Raw genomic sequence first — 3,430 nt, forward strand, 5'->3', positions numbered from 1 at the left:
GCGTTCATCGAGCTCGTCGGTCGACCACAGTCGCTTCATGCTCGCCTCGCCCCTGGCTTACGTCACCGCGAAACAGTAACCCGGATCACCAGACACGCGAAGCCAAATGGCCAATCCGCACAGCTTCGCGGTCACGGGGCCTGGTCGCGCTGGCGCTCCTGTTCCTCACGATCGTGATCGTGCCGCCGCTGCTGGCCTTGTTCCGCTGAGGGGCGGGTCGCGTTCGACGCGGCGCCCGTCGACCGCTGCAGTGTCGATGGCGAGACGGTCACACCACAGCCGGGCGGTTTCTTAGGCGGCTGGATCACGTCGTGCATGGCAAGGCCGTCGAAGGGCATGCCCGGAAGCTGCAGCTGGTGACGCGGTGATCCGGCCCACCTCGTCTTCATCGACGAGACGTGGGTGAAGACGAACATGGCCCCCTTGCGTGGCTGGGCACCGGTCGAGCAGCGGCTTCATGCCAAGGTGCTTTACGGCCGCTGGCGCACGATGACGTTCCCAGCGGCGCTGCGCTGCGACCGTATCGACGCGCCGTGCGTGCTCGACCAGCCGGTCAACGCGCAAAGCTTCACAGACTATGTCGAGCAATGCGTCGTGCCGACGCTCTCGCCCGGCGACGTGGTGATCATGGACATGTGTGGACGCCCCCGTTGGAGCAAGCAGAATTTTAAGAAGCGAACGGCGCGCGGATCGGGTGCTGACATGTGTCCGGCCTTGATGCGGCCATGACATGCCGCGGGCCCGTATGGGAGTTCGCGGATCGGGTCCAAAACAACCTGGCGCGCTTGGATAGCGCTTGTCCATGAACTGGCTTACCCGACCCTGTCTCACGACCGTTGCGCCATACTCTCCTTCGTCCTCAGCCTGCTATCCGCACCGTCGGCGCCAGGCTGCTCTTCTTGCCGCCGTACAGCCCGGACCTCTATCCGACCGAGCATGTCTTCGCCAAGATCAAGCACCTGATGGGAAAAGTAGCCGAGCGATCCCAAGAGGCAAAATGGCTACGCGTCGGAACGCTGCTCGATACCTTCTCTGCCCCGGAATACAGCAACTACCTCGTGAATTCTGGGATGCGCCGGCTTAACGTCATCGTACTCTAGGTGATAGGATGCAAATAGTTGGCGCTCACGTCGCAAATAGCTTTTCCAGTCGGTTCGCGCGGTAGTTACGCCCGATCCTCGATGGCGATGAACGGCTCGTCTAAGCCAAATGCCAAGGGACCGAGCACGTTCAAGCTCTCCGGCTGGCGCAGCTTTGCGTCCGCGGCATAGCCAATTACCTTCACACGCTGTCCGTAGGCCAGCATTTCCCCCGTTAGCGGCTCGCCAGTCTCGCGGTCGAGGATCGCGATAAGGTCTGGCACGATCGCCACCGTCTCGTCGTTGCGCCGCGCGGCGATGAACTCGTTCTGGATATCGACGGTGAAGACTTGTCCGGCATCGGTGAGTTCGTGCAACGTGACGCGCCCCCAATGCCAGCCATCGCGCGTTTCGCGCATCACATCGACAATCCGCCCATCGAACAGCACGCGGGCCGGCCTGCCGTCCCGGCGTTCGAGCACCTCGATCAGATCGGCGAAGACGTCCCGGCCGGCGGTGCGCGCCAAGCGTATGCTGCGCCCAATGTCGCGTGTCTGCGTAAGCGTGCGCAGTACTCCGCAGCGTTTCAGCTGCCCGCCCGACATCGGGTAGAAGGAGCCGAACGCAACCGCGCCCATTGCCCCGGTGACGACGCGGCACAATTCCTCCGCCATTTTGTCGCTCGCGGCCTCGATCACCACCGAGTTTCCCGAGTCGTCCATCAAAATCGCGGGAGTGGCGGCGATGCCGTCGATACTGAAGCATGTCATCTCGAGATGCGGCACGGCGCGACCGATGCCGTCGGCGTCGACCACAGGGATGCCACTGATCGCCGAAAGCGCGAGCGGAAACATCGAGTTCGCCCCGCCAATCTCAGCGGAAACTATCGCGTCGATCGGGCGGCCGTACAGCGCCTCCGCCCGGGCGAGCACGCGCAGCAGCGTCACCTCGCTGACCAGGTGCTCGATGATCACGGTCGGCGCGCCGATTCCGGCGATCGCCACGACGAACGCATCGTCGGGCAGTTCGTCGGGGTCGATGATCGTCGGCATCCGGCCCGCCTCGATTTTCGCGCGGACGAACAGCTCGCCAATATATGGATCGCCGCCGCCCCCGGTGCCGAGCAGCACCGCCCCGCGCGCCATGTCGGCAACGTCGACGATTTCGGTTAGCGTGAACATGATGGTTCTTTCGTGCGTAGGCGCGTCACAGTTCGGCAAGCTCGCCGACCGCGCGGACCCTGATCTGGGTGGTGCCGGCCTTCATGTGGGTCATCGGCAGTTCGACAACCTCGATGACCTCGACGGTCGCCTCCGCCGCTCCCGCCGCCACGGCCGCCGCACGCGCCTCGGCTTTCGCCATGTCGAGAGCGGCGTCGCGACCGAGTGCGGCCACGTCGTAGAGCTTGTCAACGCGGCCGGAGACCAGTGCGATTGCCGCGCCCACCGCGTTGGCGACGGTAGCATGGTCCGGGCGCAGCACCCGCGATGTGCCCGCGACCGGCCGGTTGATCAGGATCGCGCCCCCGCCGACAAGAATCAGCGGCAGTGGTTGCTCGCTCGTCTTCATCCGGTCGATCGCCTCCTCGACCAGCCGGTGAATGCGGTCGAGCGCCGCCCCGACCATCGCATGGGTGAGCCCCGCAACGCGCGATGGCTCGCCGATCGTGGCCTGGCCGGCGGCAATGGCGATGTCGGTCGCGGTCAGCGTCGAGCCGCCGAATGCCAGCGCCTCGGTCTGGAGCCGGTGACCGACCGAGTCGGGTCCGACCTCGCACTCGCTCTCGCCCGCGCGCACCACGCTGCCGCCGCCGAGCCCGATTGACAGGATGTCGGGCATGCGAAAGTTGGTGCGGACCCCGCCAATAAGCTTGGGCATCGCGGTCTCGCGCGGGAAGCCACGCGACAGGAACCCGACATCGGTCGTCGTGCCGCCGATGTCAGCCACCACGGCCTCGTCAAGCCCGGTCAGGAACGCCGCCCCGCGGATGCTGTTGGTGGGCCCTGCCGAGCAGGTGAAGATCGGGTAGGTGGCAGCTTGCGCGGTGGTGATCAGCGTGCCGTCGTTCTGGCTGATGAAGATCGGCGCGGCGATGCCGAGCGAGGCGAACGCCTGGACCAGCGAGCCGACGATCGATTCGGCCAGCGCCGCCATGCTGGCGTTAATGACGGCGGCGCTTTCGCGGTCGATCAGCCCTAGGCCGCCGACCTGATGCGACAGGGTGATCCGAGCGTCGGGCATCACTGCGCGGAAGATCGCCTCCGCGCGCACCTCGAGGTCGGGGCGGATCGGGGCGAAGTTGCTGGTGATCGCGACCGCCCTCAGCCCGCGCGCGCGGGCATCGAGCGCGG

General features: G+C 65.8%; 3 protein-coding genes and 2 pseudogenes. 2 read left to right on the forward strand and 3 right to left on the reverse strand.

Annotated features, from left to right (window positions below; genetic code table 11):
* Positions 1-131 precede the first annotated feature (131 nt).
* The gene (locus ACE5C1_RS12415; protein WP_374944391.1) at positions 132-416 is read right to left on the reverse strand and encodes a hypothetical protein; all 285 of its coding nucleotides are present in this window, start codon (positions 414-416) and stop codon (positions 132-134) included.
* Between ACE5C1_RS12415 and ACE5C1_RS12420 the strand changes: the two are divergent.
* A pseudogene (locus ACE5C1_RS12420) lies at positions 367-687 on the forward strand (transposase); the annotation flags it as partial. The gene ACE5C1_RS12415 and the pseudogene ACE5C1_RS12420 overlap by 50 nt on opposite strands.
* 173 nt (positions 688-860) lie before the next feature.
* Positions 861-1,100 (forward strand): annotated as a pseudogene (locus ACE5C1_RS12425) (hypothetical protein); the annotation flags it as partial.
* Between the two features lie 65 nt (positions 1,101-1,165).
* Here the strand turns inward: ACE5C1_RS12425 and ACE5C1_RS12430 are convergent.
* Entirely contained in the window at positions 1,166-2,224 is a 1,059-nt protein-coding gene (locus ACE5C1_RS12430; protein ID WP_374944392.1) for a DUF917 domain-containing protein, read from the reverse strand.
* A gap of 61 nt (positions 2,225-2,285) precedes the next feature.
* Positions 2,286-3,430, reverse strand: a 1,145-nt coding sequence (locus ACE5C1_RS12435; RefSeq protein WP_374944393.1) for a hydantoinase/oxoprolinase family protein, incomplete at its 5' end; no start/stop codon positions are given.

The organism is Sphingomonas sp., assembly GCF_964263785.1.
Classification (GTDB): domain Bacteria; phylum Pseudomonadota; class Alphaproteobacteria; order Sphingomonadales; family Sphingomonadaceae; genus Sphingomonas.

What these genes read in the sequence shown, in the direction of transcription:
- ACE5C1_RS12415 (WP_374944391.1), bottom strand. Translation starts at nt 416, where the DNA reads ATGTTCGTCTTCACCCACGTCTCGTCGATGAAGACGAGGTGGGCCGGA.
- ACE5C1_RS12430 (WP_374944392.1), bottom strand. Translation starts at nt 2,224, where the DNA reads ATGGCGCGCGGGGCGGTGCTGCTCGGCACCGGGGGCGGCGGCGATCCA.